We start from the raw sequence: 16945 nt of genomic DNA, 5'->3' as shown, positions 1-16945 counted from the left end.
TTCTTTCACCATCTTTACCACTTCTAGTTTGAGTGGTGTGTCGAAGTGCTTTTTCATCATGTTGAGGCCTCTTTGAGATTGAGTTTCCTCTTATTTCACTGTCCTGGCAAATTAGACCACTACATACTTTCTTTGGCGACGCAAAGAAAGTATTTCGGCTGCCGGGCCGAGACCCGGCTTGTATCCACGGAGTGGAATCTTTTTAATCAACGCACGGCATGTAACAAATAACACGGCATGCAACGAACGCCACTGGATTCCAGCTAACAGCACGCTGGAATGACGATAATAAAAATGCCGTGAATCAACTAACTCGCAGCTTGTTAAGCAGCGTATGTGACAAACGACAATAAAAGTAAATTATTTATTTTAAATGTCAGAAACTAGACCTACAAGAAACCATTCACCCAACAAAAAGGACGCCTTCTAGCGTCCTTGTTTTGGATGTCCACAACCCTGTTCGGGTAAGGACTGGGGTCTTATGAAGCCGAGGCCGGATCAGGTATGTGCTTGATGGCGTCGTGCTGATGGTCTTGCATTTTATCTTTATGCTTGATGACCTGGCGATCAAGTTTGTCTACCAGTGCATCGATTGCTGCATACAGATCATGCGCCAGACTTTCAACGTGGATATCTTTACCGCTGATATGCAAATTAATGTCGGCTTTGTGTCGTTTTTCCTTTTCCCGGAGCTTGTCCACCGTCAGGATGACGGCGATATCAATGACCTGGTCGAAATGCCGCCTGATACGTTCTAGTTTGGTATGTACATATTCACGAATTGCAGGAGTTACTTCGACGTGGTGTCCACTGATGGTGAGATTCATACTGTGCTCCTATAGTGATGTTACTTGCTTTAACAATAAGCGCATGGCATTTATTTGCCTTGAGCTAAATCATATATAGCAATTCAAACCGTGATTACAAGGACTGCTTACAAAGATTTACGCAAACTGACTGGGGGGATTTTCAGGGCTTCACGGTATTTGGCAACTGTCCGTCGGGCAATTACCATGCCCTGTTCACCCAGCATGTCTGCAATTTTGCTATCAGAGAGTGGGCTTTTCTGGTCTTCTGCTCCTATCAACTGCTTGATGAGTGCACGTATCGCGGTGGAAGATGCTTCACCCCCTGTTTCCGTCGCGACATGGCTGCCGAAAAAGTACTTCAACTCAAACATGCCATGTGGGGTCAACATGTATTTTTGAGTTGTAACACGTGAGATAGTGCTCTCGTGTAATCCTAGTGTATCAGCAATTTCGCGCAAAACAAGGGGGCGCATGGCAACAGCACCATGCGTGAAAAAATTGCGTTGCCTTTCGACTATCGCTTGTGCAACGCGCAATATGGTCTCGAAGCGTTGCCGCATGTTCTTGATGAGCCAGCGCGCTTCCTGTAGCTGTGCGCCCATGCCTGCTTCGCCGCGGTTTTGTTTCATGATGTTGGCATACATGCTGCTTACCCGCAGCCTGGGCATGACGTCCTGATTCAGCATGACTTGCCAGCCATTGCCCGATTTTCTGACGATGACATCTGGCACCACATAGTCAGATTCATCGGCAGCAAAAGCGATGCCGGGCCTGGGTTTGCACATGCGGATGACAGTTTGTGCATCGCGCAAATCTTCATCATCACAGTCGAGGATTTTCTTGAGTTTGGTGAAATCTCTTTGCGCAAATAAAGTCAGTTGCGTTTCAACAATTTGCAACGCCAGCCTGCGCGTGACAAAAGCGATCTTGGGCAAGCGCCTGATTTGCAATGCCAGGCACTCTGAGGGGCTGCGTGCGCCGACACCAGCCGGGTCAAAGCTTTGCAGCATGTTCAGGGCAAAAGCCAGCTCTTCTGGTTCTACACAAAGTTCCAGTGGCAAACTGGCATGTATTTCATCCAGTGTTTCAGTCAGGTAACCATTGCTGTCCAGCGCATCTATCATCAGCTCGACCAGGGCGCGGTCACGTGGTTCGCGCAGGTTCAGGCGCATCTGTTCCAGCAAGTGTTCACGCAGGGTGACATGGGCTGCGCCCAGTTGCGGGCGGCCATCTTCATCATCGCCTGATTTGCTGCCATGCTGCACGTCATCAAAGCCCCAGTCTTCTTCACTGGAGGTAGTGCTGTCATTGCTGATGACGGTTTCAGCATCAGCCGCCACTGGTTCAGCAGCCCTGTCACTGTCTTCTCTTGCTGCGGGTGCTTCCATGCCGGCATCGGCAGAAGTGCTGCTGGTATTGATGGCACCGTCGGCCAGCAGGCGCACGGCGTGGTCGAGCGGATCATCGACGCGTTCCAGCATGGGATTGTCAGTCAGCAGCGTCTCCAGCTCCTGATGCAATTCCAAAGTCGATAACTGCAATAATCGTATTGATTGCTGCAATTGCGGCGTCAAGGCCAGATGTTGTGAGGTACGTAGTTGCAGGCTTTGTTTCATGATGATTCCCGTCACATCCGGAAATGTTCTCCGAGATAAACGCGACGTACAGATTCATTTTGTATGATGTCGTCAGGCTTGCCACTGGCAAGTACCGCGCCTTGATTAATGATGTAAGCGTGATCACAGATACCCAGGGTCTCGCGCACATTATGGTCCGTGATCAACACGCCTATGCCGCGTTCCTTGAGGAAGCGCACAATGCGCTGGATCTCGATCACGGCAATCGGGTCAACACCAGCAAAGGGTTCATCCAGCAACACAAAGCGGGGGTTGGTGGCCAGAGCGCGGGCAATCTCTACCCGGCGGCGTTCGCCACCTGAAAGTGACAGCGCCTGGCTCTCGCGTATTTTTTCTATCTGCAAATCTGCCAGCAGAGCATTGAGCCTTTGCTCAATTTTCTTGGCACCAAGATATTTGCCTTCGCTGTCTTTTTGCAATTCGAGTACGGCGCGGATATTGTCTTCCACCGTCAGCTTGCGAAATACCGAAGCTTCTTGCGGCAGATAAGACAAACCCAGTACCGCCCGCTCATGGATAGGCAGTTGTGAAATATTCACATCATCAATCGTGATATCCCCGGCGTCGGAAGGTACCAGTCCAACGATCATGTAAAACGAGGTGGTCTTGCCTGCGCCATTCGGCCCCAGCAAACCCACTACTTCACCGCTTTTCAGTAGCAGGGAAACATCGCGCACCACCTGGCGCGCGCCATAGCGCTTTTGCAGGCCCTTGACGAGCAAGGTGCTGCTGGACTGTACTGTCATCTTAATTAGCCTGTTTTTCTGGTTTTGGTTGCAAGATGATTTTCAGGCTGCCAGAACCATCCACATGCTGGCCACTGGTCGAGTTGGTGCCGATGAAAAAGTCATTCTTGCTATCGTAAGACAGGTATTCGCCTTCTTGTTCCTGGGTGACACGCTTGCCTTCCAGGTAGCGCACCTTGGCCTTGGAAATGAATTTGACGATTTCTGTACTTTGATTGTATTCGGCACGGTCAGCTTCGCCATCTACCCACAGATCAGGGCCGCCATCACGTTTTTGGCGGAAGCTGACCTTGCGGTTACTGCCGCCAGTCAGGACGACAAACTGATCGCCATTCGGGCCTTCGGTGACGACGGCATTTTCTGCCTTGACGTTCAGTGTACCGCGCACCAGCGAGACACCCTTGGACAGTCTGCGCACACTGGTCTTGCCATCACTCTCGCCATAACCGGCTTCGATGATGGTCTCTTTATTACTGTCGGCCTTTTCTGCATGGGCAGAAACACAGGCCAGGCTCAGGCAGGCCAGGCTAAATAAGCGGGCGACGCTGAATGGTGTATTGATCATACGCATATTCGCTTTCTTGATTATTTGCTGTCTGCTTTGGGAGCTGCTTCACGCTTCTTGAGTTGAATGTGAACCTTGCTCAGCATCGACAGATGTTGGGTAGAATTATTGGCAATCATGCCAGTCGCCGTGGATACCGCTTTGCCGGTCGTGATCAATATTGGCTTGTCGGTTTTCACGATATCATCATCCGGCAGTAGCAAGAGATAATCTGATTCCACGCGCACGAATTGTGAGCTCAGGCCCTCTGGCCTTTCCATGCTGACATGATCATGAAGGTGAACTTCATCATGCTCGCGCCTGGGTGTGACCAGCGATGATTTTTGTGACACCACGGCCAGGTCAGCACGCAGGTGCAGGGGCGGCCTGTCCTGGTCAAAGCTGTTGATTTGCGGGTGCTTGATTTCTATATTGTCAGTACGCGGCAAATGCACCAGGCTGTCGCCGGTGATGTGGTAATTGGCTTTGCCATTATTCGACAGGCGTATGAAATTGAATTTCTCTACATAATAATCAGGCGCTGACCTGGCCGAGCTGCGGTTTTGCTCGTCGTTGGCATTACGGCGTATGACCTCCATGACCCAGATAGTACCCAGGGTCAGGACACCCAGCAGGATCACGGCCAGCCAGATGCGGAAGCGGTCTATGGTCATGTGGGATTTCATGTCAGATATGCTTGCAAAGCCTGTTCATATTTACCCTGGGCACGCAGGATGAAGTCGCAGACTTCGCGCGCGGCACCCTGGCCGCCAGTGGCTTTGGTAATGTATAGCACGCGTTGTTGGACTTCGGCATGGGCATTCGGTACGCTGGCAGCAAAGCCAACTCTTGTCAGTATTGGCAAATCAATCACATCGTCACCGATAAAGCCGCAGTCTTGCGCAGGGATATCAAGCTTCGCCAGCAGTTCAAGGAATGCGCTTTTCTTGTCATGGACGCCCTGGCTGACATGGCTGATGCCAAGGTCAGCCGCACGCTTGCTGACGATGGCCGATTGCCGCGCACTGATGATGGCCGTGATGATGCCTGCCTGTTGCAAGAGTTTGATACCTTGCCCATCGAGCACGTTAAAACACTTCATCGTTTCACCTTCGGGGCCAAAATACAGGCTGCCGTCGGTCAAAATACCGTCTACATCAAAGATCATGAGCCGGACTTTGCTGGCTCGTTCTACAGAATCTACAGAATTATTCATCAAATCACCTTGGCCCTGGTCAGGTCATGTATATGCAAGGCACCCACCAGTTTGCCGCTGTCGTCAGCGACCAGCAACTGGTTGATGCGGTAAGTTTCCATGACTTCGACGGCTTCGACGGCCAATTGTTCCGGACGTATGCGGCGCGGGCTGTGGTTCATGACATCGGCAATGCGCAACTGGGTAAAATCACGCGTGCCATCCATCAGGCGACGCAAGTCACCATCAGTGAAAATGCCCAGCACCTGCTGCTGTTCATCCACCACGGCAGTCATTGCCATGCCTTTTTTTGTGATTTCCAGCAACGCAGTTTTCAGGCTTGTTTCCGGGCCGACTTGCGGGATGTCTCCATTAGTCCGCATCACATCCCTGACGTGCGTCAACAGACGGCGACCGAGTGATCCACCAGGGTGGGAGCGGGCAAAGTCTTCTTCACGAAAGCCGCGTGCATCCAGTACCGCCACCGCCAGGGCGTCGCCCAGCGCCAGTGTGACTGTGGTGCTGGCCGTTGGTGCCAGGTTCAGCGGGCAGGCTTCTTTGTCTACATGCAGGTTCAAATGAATATCAGCCAGCTTGCCCAGGCTGGATTCCGGGTTGCCGGTCATGGCGATCAGTTTCACGCCCAGACGCTTGATGATAGGCAGGATGGACATCAGTTCAGATGCCTCGCCAGAATAAGAGATGGCGATAAACACATCCTGAGAAGTGACCATGCCCAGGTCGCCATGGGCAGCCTCAGCCGGATGGACAAAAAACGATGGGGTGCCGGTAGAGGCAAAGGTCGACGCAATTTTGCGCGCAATATGACCAGACTTGCCTATGCCAGAAACCACGACCCTACCGTGGCATGCCAGCAACATGCTGACTGCCTGTGCGAATCCGGCAGCATCGCCATTACCCAGGCGTTTTTGCAAGGCAAGCAAGGCATCAGCCTCGATTTGCAGGGTTTCACAAGCCAGTTTCAGGGCGCGCTGTGCTGCGACAGCCGCGTCTGTCGTGGGAGCTTGTTTAAAAGATAAAGGTGCATTCAGTTCATTCATGCCGGAAGTATAAACGAAATCCTCAAAGCAAAAACTTTGCCAGTTGTAACGTAATGAATTATGTTTGCCCAAAAGCAGGATAGCAGGGCTATAAATCGGCAATAATAGGCGACATGACAGGACTGGACACCACACTTTTATTGCTGGCTGCTGCCGTATTGGGCGTGGTCGCATTCCGTATGCTGCAACTACCACCCATGCTGGGTTATCTGGTGGTTGGTATTTTCATAGGTCCCCACGGCTTCGGCATGGCAGAAGAAAGCGCCGTTACCCATGAACTGGCTGAATTTGGCGTGGTCTTCCTGATGTTTTCCATAGGGCTGGAGTTCTCCCTGTCCAAACTCATGGCCATGCGCAAGGCAGTATTTGGCCTGGGCATGGCGCAGGTACTGGCCACCATACTGACCAGTATGGTATTTGGCTGGGTAGCCAGCCGCTGGCTGCCGACATTATTCCAGATCAGTTGGGAAGCTTCATTCGCCCTTGGTGGCGCGCTGGCCATGTCATCGACAGCGATTGTGTCCAAAATGCTGACAGAGAGGCTGGAGCTGGAAAGCCTGCATGGCAGGCAGATTATCAGCGTGCTGCTGTTCCAGGATCTGGCCGTGGTGCCGTTGCTGATACTGGTACCGGCGCTGGCATCCAAGTCCCCTGACCTGGGCAAGACGCTGGCGCTGGCGAGTGGCAAAGCGATCGTCGTGCTGGTTTTGCTGCTGGTGGTGGGGCAAAAACTCATGCGCGCCTGGTTTCATATCGTGGTCAAGCGGCGTTCGCAAGAGTTGTTCATGCTGAATCTCTTGTTCATTACTCTCGGCGCTGCCTGGCTGACGGAGAAAGCCGGTTTGTCGATGGCGCTGGGTGCCTTTGTTGCTGGCATGCTGATTTCAGAGACTGAATACCGCCATCAGGTGGAAGAAGATATCAAGCCCTTCCGCGATGTCTTGCTGGGGCTGTTCTTTATTACCGTTGGCATGTTGCTCAATGTGCGGCTGGTGTATGAGCAATTCTGGCTGGTGTTATTGCTGCTGACCGGGCCGGTCTTGTTGAAACTGGTGCTGATTGCTGCATTGGCCAGGGCTTTTGGCAACTCCACCAGCGTTGCCCTGCGCACGGGCCTGGGTCTGGCGCAGGCCGGTGAATTTGGTTTCGTTCTGCTGAACCAGGCAGGTGGCTTGCAACTGGTAGACCCCATGCTGGTACAACTGATCCTGGCATCGATGGTGATTTCCATGCTGATCTCGCCTTTCATCCTGGCCAAGTCAGATGTCATTGTCATGAAATTCTCTGCCAATGAATGGATGATGCAATCGCTGGCCCTGACCCAGATTGCGGCACGTACCATGACCACCAAGAAGCATGTGATCATCGCCGGTTTTGGCCGTAGCGGCCAGAGTCTGGCGCGTATCCTGGCAGAAGAAAATATTGATTATCACGCCCTCGATCTGGACCCTGACCGCGTCAGGGAAGCCCAGACTGCTGGTGCCAATGTCTCGTATGGGGATGCCGCAAGACGTGAAAGCCTGCTGGCGGCGGGTGTCAACCGCGCCTCGGCACTGGTGGTGACCTACACCAGCACGGCATCCGCTCTCAAGGTTTTGCATTTCGTTAATGAGATGAACCCCAGTCTGCCTGTTATTGTGCGCAGCCATGATGATGTAGACCTCGATAAACTCAGGGCGGCAGGTGCCACTGAAGTGGTGCCAGAACTCATGGAAGGCAGCCTGATGCTGGCGTCCCATGCCCTGGTCATGCTGGGCGTGCCTTTGCGGCGCGTGGTGCACAGGGTGCAGGCGGCACGTGAGGCGCGCTATGAATCCCTGCGCGGCTTTTTCCATGGTGCCAGTGATGCTGCCGACAGTCCGGAAAGCATGCAGATACGCTTGCATACCGTAGTACTGACCGAACGTGCCAATGCACTGGGTTTGCATTTGGCAGACTTGAAGCTGGAAGAATTTGAAGTCGATATCCATGCCGTACGGCGCGGTAAAGCCAGGCTTGATCATCTGGATGACATCGTTTTACAGAATGGAGACGTGGTCGTTGTCAGGGGAACTTCCGAAGCAGTCGCTAGAGCAGAGCAGCGGCTGTTAAAATAGCGGGTTATTTTAAAATTTGAAGGACATGCTCGATGTTGAATCCGGCCGAATACATTAAACAACATATACGCACGGTGGAAAACTGGCCACAAGCAGGTGTGATGTTCCGCGACATTACCCCTTTGTTGCAAAATCCTAAAGTATTCCGTGTGCTGATTGATATGTTCGTGCACCGCTACATGGATGAAAAGCTCGACGTCGTGGCTGGCCTGGATGCACGCGGTTTTATCATCGGCTCTGTAGTGGCGTATGAGCTGAACCTGGGCTTTGTGCCTATTCGCAAGAAAGGCAAGTTGCCTTTCCATACCGTATCTGAACAATACGAGCTGGAATACGGCAGCGCAACGGTAGAACTGCATTCCGACGCATGCAAAAAAGGTGACCGCGTAGTCCTCATTGACGACCTGATCGCCACTGGCGGTACCATGATGGCGGGCAAGAAATTGCTGGAACGCCTGGGCGCAACCGTAGTGGAAGGCGCTGTCATCGTTGACTTGCCTGAACTGGGTGGTTCAAAAATCATCCAGGAAAGCGGCCTGCCGCTGTTCACCGTCTGTAATTTTGATGGTCATTAATGATGGCCATTAATCAATAAGCTGCAAAATATGTGAAAAGCTTTCGCCCACATGAGTCTTTATCATATAGCCGCCGTTGACCCCGCCTTGCCCGAGGCCGCTGTTTTACTGGATGAACTGTCTGCAAGCCTGGCAGCTATCACCGGTGACAGTGGCCGTTCTTCATTTGACATGCAGGATGTGCGCGTGCCCGGTGCCTTGTTTGTGCTGGCACGTAATGCAGATGGCAAGGCAGTGGGCTGCGGCGCTTTTCGCCCCATGGGCGAGGGCGTGGCGGAAGTCAAACGCATGTATGCGCAGGTAGCGGGTGTGGGCCTTGCTGTATTGACACATCTGGAAGCTGCCGCCCAAGAATATGGTTACCTGAGACTGCGTCTGGAAACCCGCCTCGTCAACCAGCGGGCCGTTGCCTTTTATGAAAAACACGGCTATGAGCGTATCCCCAATTTTGGCAAATATGTGGGCAAGGCAGAGGCTGTCTGCTTTGAAAAGCAACTGAGCCTGCCGGAAAACCAGCCCTGACAGTGATTTTGCTGATTTCTTTGCTGATTAATTTGCTTATTTATTTGCTTATTTATTTGACAGCGCAAGAAATCAGCAAAAATGCCTGAGCTGCGCTATACTTCAAGTCTTCCAAGGAGCGTTGCGACGAAAACTACAAGTTTTTGCCAGGCTTGGGATATCCATAACCGCGCTCACGTTACTTTTTTCATTAGAAAGGAGGGCGTGATGAACGCCGTCGTAGCAAACACATCCAATACTGCTTCCCAAGATTTTTTCGTTGCTGACCTCAGTCTGGCTGACTGGGGCCGCAAGGAAATCCGCATTGCTGAAACAGAAATGCCAGGCCTGATGGCGATCCGTGAAGAATTCGCGGCTACTCAACCATTGAAGGGTGCCCGTATCACCGGTTCCCTGCACATGACTATCCAGACTGCCGTATTGATCGAAACACTGCTGGCCCTGGGTGCAGAAGTGCGCTGGGCATCTTGCAATATCTACTCTACACAAGATCACGCAGCCGCAGCGATTGCTGCCGGCGGCACACCAGTGTTTGCTTTCAAAGGCGAAAACCTGGATGAATACTGGGATTTCACCCACCGTATTTTTGAATGGAAAGACGGCGGCTATTCCAACATGATTCTTGATGATGGCGGCGACGCGACATTGTTGCTGCATCTGGGTACACGTGCTGAGACAGATATTTCTGTGCTGGCCAATCCAGGTTCAGAAGAAGAAATCTGCCTGTTCAATGCGATCAAAAAACACCTGGCGATTGATGGTACCTGGTACTCCAAACGCCTGGCAGAAATCAAGGGCGTGACAGAAGAAACAACGACAGGCGTACACCGCCTGTACCAGATGCACAAAGATGGCAAGCTGGCTTTCCCTGCTATCAACGTCAATGATTCCGTCACCAAGTCCAAGTTCGACAATCTGTATGGCTGCCGCGAATCCCTGGTTGATGGCATCAAGCGTGCAACTGACGTCATGATCGCTGGCAAGGTTGCCGTTATCGCCGGTTACGGTGATGTAGGCAAAGGCTCTGCGCAAGCCATGCGTGCTTTGTCTGCTCAGGTATGGGTAACTGAAATCGATCCTATCTGCGCATTGCAGGCAGCGATGGAAGGCTACCGTGTCGTGACCATGGAATATGCTGCTGAACATGGCGACATTTTCGTGACGACGACAGGTAACTACCACGTCATCAGCCATGCACATATGCTGAAGATGAAAGACCAGGCCATCGTTTGCAACATCGGTCACTTCGATAATGAAATCGACGTCGCCGCATTGAAGCAATACACCTGGGAAAACATCAAGCCACAAGTTGACCACGTGATTTTCCCTGACGGCAAACGCATCATCTTGCTGGCAGAAGGTCGCTTGGTAAACCTGGGTTGCGGTACTGGCCACCCATCGTATGTCATGAGTTCTTCTTTCGCCAACCAGACCATTGCGCAAATCGAATTGTTTGCCAACACAGCGAAATATCCAGTAGGCGTTTACACTTTGCCTAAACACCTGGATGAAAAAGTCGCCCGTCTGCAATTGAAAAAACTCAATGCACAACTCAGCGTGCTGACAGATGAACAGGCTGCCTATATCGGCGTGAGTCAAAACGGCCCTTACAAGCCAGATCACTATCGTTATTAATCACTAAAGCGCCTGTCCAGGTTTGCAGCTTGTAGTTTGAAGCTCGTTGATCTGGGCAGGTGTGCAATGAAGCTGTATCTTGTGGCTACAGTTTCATCTCTCTACAGACAGGAGCATGTATGCGTTTACTGGCAACCTGGTTGGTCAATGCGCTGGCTTTGCTGGCGATCCCTTACCTCATTTCGTCGGTGCAAATCGACACTTTTGGTACGGCACTGGTCGTGGCTGTGGTGCTGGGCCTGGTCAATACCATCATCCGTCCTATTATATTAATACTGACATTACCTGCAACGGTATTGAGCCTGGGCCTGTTTATCTTTGTCATTAATGGCCTGATGTTCTGGGGCGTGGCAAATATGGTGGATGGTTTTCACGTTACCGGCTTCTGGGCTGCAGTTGGTGGGGCTTTGTTATACAGCGTGATTTCCTGGGCACTTTCGACCTTATTGTTGCAAAATAAAAAAGATGAAGACGCCTAATTTCAGCATAGAATTTTTTCCGCCCAAGACGGCGGAAGGCACGGAAAAGCTGCGTGTCACAAGGGCCAAGCTGGCCGAACTTAAACCCAAATATTTCTCTGTTACTTTTGGTGCTGGCGGCACTACCCAGCAGGGTACGCTCGATACCGTAACCGAGATACGCCGTGAAGGCCATGATGCTGCGCCGCATCTGTCCTGCGTTGGCGGCACCCATGAATCCATTCGTACCATCTTGAATGAATTCAAGGCCAATGATATCCGCCGCCTGGTCGCCTTGCGTGGTGATTTGCCCAGCGGCTATGGCATGGGGGGTGAATTCCGTTATGCCAATGAACTGGTCGAATTTATCCGTGCCGAGACCGGTGACTGGTTCCATATCGAAGTGGCAGCCTATCCTGAAATGCATCCGCAGGCGCGTTCGCCGCAAGATGATTTGAACAGCTTTGTGCGCAAGATGAATGCGGGTGCCAATGCTGCGATCACCCAGTATTTTTATAATGCTGATGCCTACTTCCGCTTTGTTGAAGAAGCGCGCAAGGCGGGTGTAACTGCACCTATCGTGGCAGGTATCATGCCTATCACCAATAGCACACAGTTACAGCGTTTCTCTGAAATGTGCGGCGCAGAAATCCCGCGCTGGATACGCTTGAAGCTGGCCAGTTATGGCGACGATACAGCATCGATCAAAGCCTTTGGCCTGGATGTAGTGACTGCCATGTGCGAGCGCCTGCTCGCAGGTGGTGCACCGGGTTTGCATTTCTATTCCTTGAACCAGGCAGCTGCGACAACAGCGATCTGGCAGCGCTTAGCTTGATATAAGCGACTGTACAAAAAAATCCCCGGAAGACATCATTTTCCGGGGATTTTTTATTGGGACAAAGTTTAACGCAAGCCCAGCCACAAACCCAAAGGCACAAACAGCAGGGCAGCAGCATTGCCAAGCAAAACGATAGATGCCACTTTGTCCGGTTCCTGTTTATATTGCTCCGCCACCATGAAGCAAAATACTGCCGGTGGCAGGGCGGCAAAGAGATACATCTGGCCACGTTGGGTTGCCGTTAGCGGCAAGATAAATTCCAGTACCCCTGCCACCAGCAAACCTGCCAGCGGGCAGACGATGGCACCCGCCACGCCTATGCGCCAGCTGGCGAAATTGATATCCAGCATGCGCACGCCGAGCGCAAACAGCATGATGGGGATGCAGGCGTCACCTGTCATTTTCAAAGCCAGAAATAGCGTAGGCTGCAAGGGAATATGCAAGATCGCGAACAGCATGCCTGCTGCCATCGCCAGCATCATCGGACTTAACAGAAAGCGCCAGGGATTGTCCTGGTGATCAGGATGCCCATGCTGGATGATGCGTATGCCCACCGTGAAATACACCAGGTTGCAAGCCATGAACAGCGCCACCGCAGCCGACAGGCCGCTGGTGCCAAAGGCTAGCGCCGCCAGTGGCAAACCCATATTGCCGCAATTGTTATACATCATCGGTGGCACGAAGCTGCGCACGTCGTAACCCAGCAGTCGTGCGACGGGCCAGGCCAATAAACCTGAACCCAGCGCGATCAACACGCCCGCCAGTATCAGCCACAGGTTGTGGGCGACATCAAAGTCCTTGCCCGCCAGCGCAGTAAAGATCAGCAAGGGGCATAGCACATCCATGCTGATGCGGTTGACCGAGACCATATCTGCTGCTGCTGCCGGACCCTTGCGTCGTGCATAGGCATAGCCCAGACCTATGATAATGAACACAGGAAAGATGATGGAAAGTATGCGTTCTATCATGCGTGCGCTTGTCAGAAAAATCAGATGAAATTGTTTTACTTCTTTTAGCCAGAGTGTAGCGGTTTTGCAGGGCTCGCGCTGTGGCAGTAAACACAGATGACAAGATTTCATGTGAACGGCATTAGCCAAAAGCTTTCTCTACCCTTGATCCATGTCAAGGGCTGGTTTGCCAGTTTTCTTATAATTGCGACTCACACCTATGGTATGCGGGGATCAATTGGCGATAGAACTTTTTAATGATGGCAAACACATCTGCGTGATGTTTAATGATCTGCTGGATGACACTGCAGACCATGCCGTCCAGGCCAATCAATTCCTTGTTGTATCGGAAGGTGAGGGCGCGCTGATAGATCCCTCAGGTAATCTGACTTACAACGCGCTGCTGGTGAGTCTGCATAAGTATCTGCCCAAGAAAGACCTCAAGTATTTGTTCGCATCGCATCAGGACCCCGACATTATCGGCGCACTCGACAAGTGGCTCATGGGTACGAATTGTGATTTGTATGTATCCAAACTGTGGTCACGGTTTGTCCCGCATTTTTGTAATTTGAACCGTGCAGAGGGCCGCATCGTCGGCATCCCCGATGAAGGCATGCCTGTGCGTTTGCGCGACACCATCATCCATGCCGTGCCTGCACATTTCCTGCATGCAGAAGGCAATTTCCAGTTCTACGACAGCAAATCAAAAATACTGTTTTCTGGTGATATGGGTGCTTCCATGGTGGATGCGCATGACATAGAAACGGCAATCACCACCAAGGCGCAATTCCTGGATCATGTCCACACCATGAGCGGTTTTCACAAACGCTATATGGTGTCCAACAAGGTTTGCCGCCTGTGGGCAAACATGGTCAGGCAAATGGATGTCAGTATGCTGGTGCCTCAGCATGGCCGCTACTTCGTGGGTCGTGAAGCGATCACGGCTTTTCTGGACTGGATAGAAAACCTGCAATGCGGCATAGACTTGTTCACGCAAGAACACTACCGCTTCCGTGGATAAACAAGCCTAGGTTTTACCACTTTTCAATACCGCATAATTCAACGGCAATGCCGTGGTGTTCTTGATGACTTCCATCACAAAGCTGGAGCTGACATCCTGCAAGTCCGCTACCTTCACCAGCTTTTTATAGACTTGGTCAAAGCCTGCCATATCGGGTACATAGACTTTCAACAGGTAGTCGATCTCGCCACTCATGCGCAAGATTTCGACGATCTCTGGTATCGCCCCCACGCCAGCAATAAAACGCTGCATCCATTTTTCATTATGCTGGGCTGCCTTCAGCGCCACCATGACCGTCAAGCCCAGGTTCAGCTTGACCGGGTCGCACAAGGTTACCTGCTGCCTGATCACCCCATCTTCTTGCAGTTTTTGCACGCGCCGCCAGCAGGGTGTGACCGACAAGTGCACGGCCTGTGCCAGGTCAGCCAGTGCAATGGAAGCATCTTTCTGCAAGATATTCAGGATTTCTAGATCAATTTTGTCCATATTTTCTAATTTGTAGGAAATTTTTCTAAAAATAGCACAAATCCTTGAATAATTTGGTAAAAAATTCTTATGTGCTGTTGCTAGGATATGTCTGGTACCACCCTGACGTGATCATGGTCTTTACGGATAGTGAACCAGGGTAGCAATCAGCTAATGCATAGAAATAACAAAGGAATCATCATGATTATCGTCGAGCCAGTATTACAAACTTCCACCCGCCTGACCCATGCCGGTCGCAAGGGCAAGGACCATGCGGCTTTTGTGAACCCGTCCGTGGTACGGGCATCGACCATGTTGTTTCCTGATGTTGCCTCCCTCAAGAACGCCTGCGGCACACGCCGCGCCTATGGCCGCCATGGTAATGAAACCACGCAGGCGCTGGAACAGGCCCTGTGCGCTGCCGAAGGCGCTGCCGCCTGCATGCTGACACCATCAGGCTTGTCAGCCGTCACCACTACTCTGCTGGCGCTGCTGCAGCCTGGTGACCATTTGCTGATGGTTGATACCGTATATGATCCAACCCGCTTGTTTTGTGATGGCATGTTGAAACAGATGGGGGTCACCACGACTTATTATGATCCGCTGGTGGGCCGTGGCATTGCCGATCTCATGCAATTCAATACCAAGGTGATCTTTGTTGAGTCGCCGGGCTCCCTGACGTTTGAAATACAAGATATTCCCGGCATCGCCGCCGCCGCCCATGCGCGCGGCGCTGTGGTGGTGTCTGATTCCACCTGGGCCACCCCGATAGGCTGGGATTCATTTGAGCTGGGCATCGATGTTTCCATCCATGCCGCCACCAAATACATCGTCGGTCATTCTGATGCCCTGATGGGGGCGATCCTGACCACGGCAGCACTGGAAGAGCGCATCCGCAATACTTATCGCCAGCTAGGCATGACCATAGGTGCAGACGATGCAGCACTGGCCTTGCGCGGCTTGCGCACACTGGCAGCACGCCTGGCTGCACACAGGGAAAGCGCCCATGTGGTCGCACGCTGGTTGAAAGAACAGCCAGAAGTGGCCGAGGTCTTGTACCCACCCATGCCAGGCAGCCCTGGCCATGAATTGTGGAAGCGTGATTTCAAAGCGGAATATGCCTGCGGCCTGATGGGCGCAGTATTTCGTGCCGACATCACTGAGCAGCAAGTCGCTGCAATGATAGACCGCACCCGCCTGTTCGGCATCGGTTTTAGCTGGGGTGGTTTCGAGAGCCTGATCTTGCCGACCAACCCGGCGTCTTACCGCAGCGTTAATGCCGCCAAATGGCAGGCACCGATGTTGCGCCTGCATGTGGGTCTGGAAGCAGTACAGGATTTACTGGCGGACCTTGATCAGGGTTTTGCAGCCCTGCGCAAGGACAAGGATGCAGGACGTGAGCGTAATTATTTGAAGGCCGTGGTGTAGTTGAAATACTGAGTTGAAATACAGCCCACTAGTTCAGCTATTCACCCAGGCTATCGCCTTCTTGAATATGCCAGAAGGCGGTGGGGTGAAGGCTTCGGCATTGCTGGTGCTGGGTTCGTCCGGTTCGAGGTGACGCATCATGGACAGAGTGTGTTGCTGGCGTATCAGACCCTGGCGGTTGATGGTGGCAATGATATTGGCGATTTTCCCGGCGGCGGCGTCGAGATCGAATTCATAAAACTCATCCCCACGCTTGCCGCGGCGCTCATGCTGGAACAGTTTCAGGATTTCATCAAGGGCCTGGCCGCAATCCTTGGTATGCAGTTCGAACGCGCATTCATACTGACCGGGAATTAGTTGCTGCTGGTCACGGTTGAGTTCCATGGCCTTGGAGACGCCAGAACGGCGGGTCGCACCGATCTTGTATAAACCCTGGCGCAAGCCATCGTTTTGCAAAATATAGATGGTACCAGGCGTGCCATGCATGAATTGCGGTTCGCGTGGCAAAGACCTTTGCGGGCGGTAGGAAGTAGTCATCTCTTAACCTGACATTGTGTAAAGGGATGCAGACGAGTCTACAAAATGTGCAAGGTGTTTCAGGCGCGGAATAAGAGGGTGCTTTGCGCTCTGTTTGATGAATAGAAGTGTAATGCAGGCTGAAGGCCAGCTTGTCTGCCAAGTTGATTGGCAACCTGGTGATCGACACAAGCAAGTGCAATGCAAGGTTTTACCGCCATCCTGCTCCCGTTCCCGGTCAGGATTTCAAGCCTGCTGGCCTCTGCCAGCGGGCTTTTTTTATGGTGACCATGATTTGTCATGCGCCTGTCATGTCCAGCCACTACCATGCGCCCATCCTGAAATGTTTTACCTCCAAAGGTCGGGATACTTGCCCGCAGAGCGATCTGCGGGCTTTTTCTATGTGGCTGCAATATGTGCTTGCTTGTGCTTGTTTGTAATGGTGTATGCGT

General features: G+C 52.2%; 19 protein-coding genes and 1 riboswitch. Of the genes, 9 read left to right on the top strand and 10 right to left on the bottom strand.

The window, feature by feature from the left end:
• Positions 1 to 479: 479 nt before the first annotated feature.
• The 7 genes from hpf to ACO0LD_RS30150 form a co-directional block, all read right to left on the bottom strand.
• Complete coding sequence (gene hpf / locus ACO0LD_RS30180; RefSeq protein WP_422948895.1) at positions 480 to 827, bottom strand: ribosome hibernation-promoting factor, HPF/YfiA family; 348 nt, start codon at positions 825 to 827, stop codon at positions 480 to 482.
• Positions 828 to 934: 107 nt separating this feature from the next.
• Positions 935 to 2425: an RNA polymerase factor sigma-54 gene (locus ACO0LD_RS30175; RefSeq protein ID WP_423012946.1), complete on the bottom strand. Its 1491-nt coding sequence runs from the start codon at positions 2423 to 2425 to the stop codon at positions 935 to 937.
• Between the two features lie 11 nt (positions 2426 to 2436).
• Complete coding sequence (lptB, locus tag ACO0LD_RS30170; RefSeq protein WP_423012944.1) at positions 2437 to 3192, bottom strand: LPS export ABC transporter ATP-binding protein; 756 nt, start codon at positions 3190 to 3192, stop codon at positions 2437 to 2439.
• A gap of 1 nt (position 3193) precedes the next feature.
• The gene (gene lptA / locus ACO0LD_RS30165; RefSeq protein WP_423012942.1) at positions 3194 to 3763 is read right to left on the bottom strand and encodes a lipopolysaccharide transport periplasmic protein LptA; all 570 of its coding nucleotides are present in this window, start codon (positions 3761 to 3763) and stop codon (positions 3194 to 3196) included.
• Positions 3764 to 3777: 14 nt separating this feature from the next.
• Positions 3778 to 4422, bottom strand: a complete 645-nt coding sequence (gene lptC / locus ACO0LD_RS30160) for an LPS export ABC transporter periplasmic protein LptC (RefSeq protein ID WP_423012939.1) — start codon at positions 4420 to 4422, stop codon at positions 3778 to 3780.
• Complete coding sequence (locus ACO0LD_RS30155; RefSeq protein WP_423012937.1) at positions 4419 to 4952, bottom strand: KdsC family phosphatase; 534 nt, start codon at positions 4950 to 4952, stop codon at positions 4419 to 4421. Before ACO0LD_RS30155 ends, lptC begins: the two co-directional genes overlap by 4 nt.
• Positions 4952 to 5992, bottom strand: coding sequence for a KpsF/GutQ family sugar-phosphate isomerase (locus tag ACO0LD_RS30150; protein ID WP_423012935.1), 1041 nt, complete (start codon positions 5990 to 5992; stop codon positions 4952 to 4954). The genes ACO0LD_RS30155 and ACO0LD_RS30150 overlap by 1 nt, the downstream gene beginning before the upstream one ends.
• Before the next feature lie 113 nt (positions 5993 to 6105).
• Here ACO0LD_RS30150 and ACO0LD_RS30145 point away from each other — a divergent pair, with 113 nt between their 5' ends.
• From ACO0LD_RS30145 to metF, 6 genes are all read left to right on the top strand, one after another.
• The gene (locus tag ACO0LD_RS30145) at positions 6106 to 8088 is read left to right on the top strand and encodes a monovalent cation:proton antiporter-2 (CPA2) family protein (RefSeq protein ID WP_423012933.1); all 1983 of its coding nucleotides are present in this window, start codon (positions 6106 to 6108) and stop codon (positions 8086 to 8088) included.
• Positions 8089 to 8120: 32 nt separating this feature from the next.
• Positions 8121 to 8663 (top strand): adenine phosphoribosyltransferase, encoded by a 543-nt coding sequence (locus ACO0LD_RS30140; protein ID WP_423012931.1) that lies wholly within the window; start codon positions 8121 to 8123, stop codon positions 8661 to 8663.
• Between the two features lie 51 nt (positions 8664 to 8714).
• Positions 8715 to 9185, top strand: a complete 471-nt coding sequence (locus tag ACO0LD_RS30135; RefSeq protein WP_423012929.1) for a GNAT family N-acetyltransferase — start codon at positions 8715 to 8717, stop codon at positions 9183 to 9185.
• Between the two features lie 107 nt (positions 9186 to 9292).
• Positions 9293 to 9367: riboswitch (S-adenosyl-L-homocysteine riboswitch) on the top strand.
• A gap of 25 nt (positions 9368 to 9392) precedes the next feature.
• Entirely contained in the window at positions 9393 to 10820 is a 1428-nt protein-coding gene (ahcY, locus tag ACO0LD_RS30130) for an adenosylhomocysteinase (protein ID WP_423012927.1), read from the top strand.
• A 119-nt stretch (positions 10821 to 10939) separates the two neighbouring features.
• On the top strand, positions 10940 to 11299 hold the full coding sequence (locus tag ACO0LD_RS30125; protein WP_423012925.1) for a phage holin family protein: 360 nt from the start codon (positions 10940 to 10942) through the stop codon (positions 11297 to 11299).
• Entirely contained in the window at positions 11286 to 12113 is an 828-nt protein-coding gene (gene metF, locus ACO0LD_RS30120) for a methylenetetrahydrofolate reductase [NAD(P)H] (protein ID WP_423012923.1), read from the top strand. Before ACO0LD_RS30125 ends, metF begins: the two co-directional genes overlap by 14 nt.
• A gap of 68 nt (positions 12114 to 12181) precedes the next feature.
• Here metF and ACO0LD_RS30115 read toward each other — a convergent pair whose 3' ends face one another.
• Positions 12182 to 13084, bottom strand: a complete 903-nt coding sequence (locus ACO0LD_RS30115; protein ID WP_423012921.1) for an AEC family transporter — start codon at positions 13082 to 13084, stop codon at positions 12182 to 12184.
• Positions 13085 to 13301: 217 nt separating this feature from the next.
• Here ACO0LD_RS30115 and ACO0LD_RS30110 point away from each other — a divergent pair, with 217 nt between their 5' ends.
• A complete protein-coding gene (locus ACO0LD_RS30110) occupies positions 13302 to 14084 on the top strand; it encodes an MBL fold metallo-hydrolase (protein WP_423012919.1) in 783 nt (260 codons plus the stop codon).
• A gap of 6 nt (positions 14085 to 14090) precedes the next feature.
• Here ACO0LD_RS30110 and ACO0LD_RS30105 read toward each other — a convergent pair whose 3' ends face one another.
• Entirely contained in the window at positions 14091 to 14570 is a 480-nt protein-coding gene (locus ACO0LD_RS30105; RefSeq protein ID WP_423012917.1) for an Lrp/AsnC family transcriptional regulator, read from the bottom strand.
• A 180-nt stretch (positions 14571 to 14750) separates the two neighbouring features.
• Here ACO0LD_RS30105 and metC point away from each other — a divergent pair, with 180 nt between their 5' ends.
• Positions 14751 to 15977 (top strand): cystathionine beta-lyase, encoded by a 1227-nt coding sequence (metC, locus tag ACO0LD_RS30100; protein ID WP_423012915.1) that lies wholly within the window; start codon positions 14751 to 14753, stop codon positions 15975 to 15977.
• Between the two features lie 33 nt (positions 15978 to 16010).
• On the opposite strand, the gene ACO0LD_RS30095 is transcribed toward metC, so the two are convergent.
• Positions 16011 to 16514 (bottom strand): hypothetical protein, encoded by a 504-nt coding sequence (locus ACO0LD_RS30095; protein ID WP_423012913.1) that lies wholly within the window; start codon positions 16512 to 16514, stop codon positions 16011 to 16013.
• 131 nt (positions 16515 to 16645) lie between these two features.
• On the opposite strand from ACO0LD_RS30095, the gene ACO0LD_RS30090 reads away from it, so the two are divergent.
• Positions 16646 to 16933 (top strand): hypothetical protein, encoded by a 288-nt coding sequence (locus ACO0LD_RS30090; RefSeq protein WP_423012911.1) that lies wholly within the window; start codon positions 16646 to 16648, stop codon positions 16931 to 16933.
• Positions 16934 to 16945 lie beyond the last annotated feature (12 nt).

Source organism: Undibacterium sp. Ji83W, assembly GCF_049340385.1.
In the GTDB taxonomy this organism is placed as follows: domain Bacteria; phylum Pseudomonadota; class Gammaproteobacteria; order Burkholderiales; family Burkholderiaceae_D; genus Undibacterium.
The sequence above is the reverse complement of the archived record's forward strand: the minus strand, read 5'-3'. Positions and strand labels throughout refer to the sequence as shown.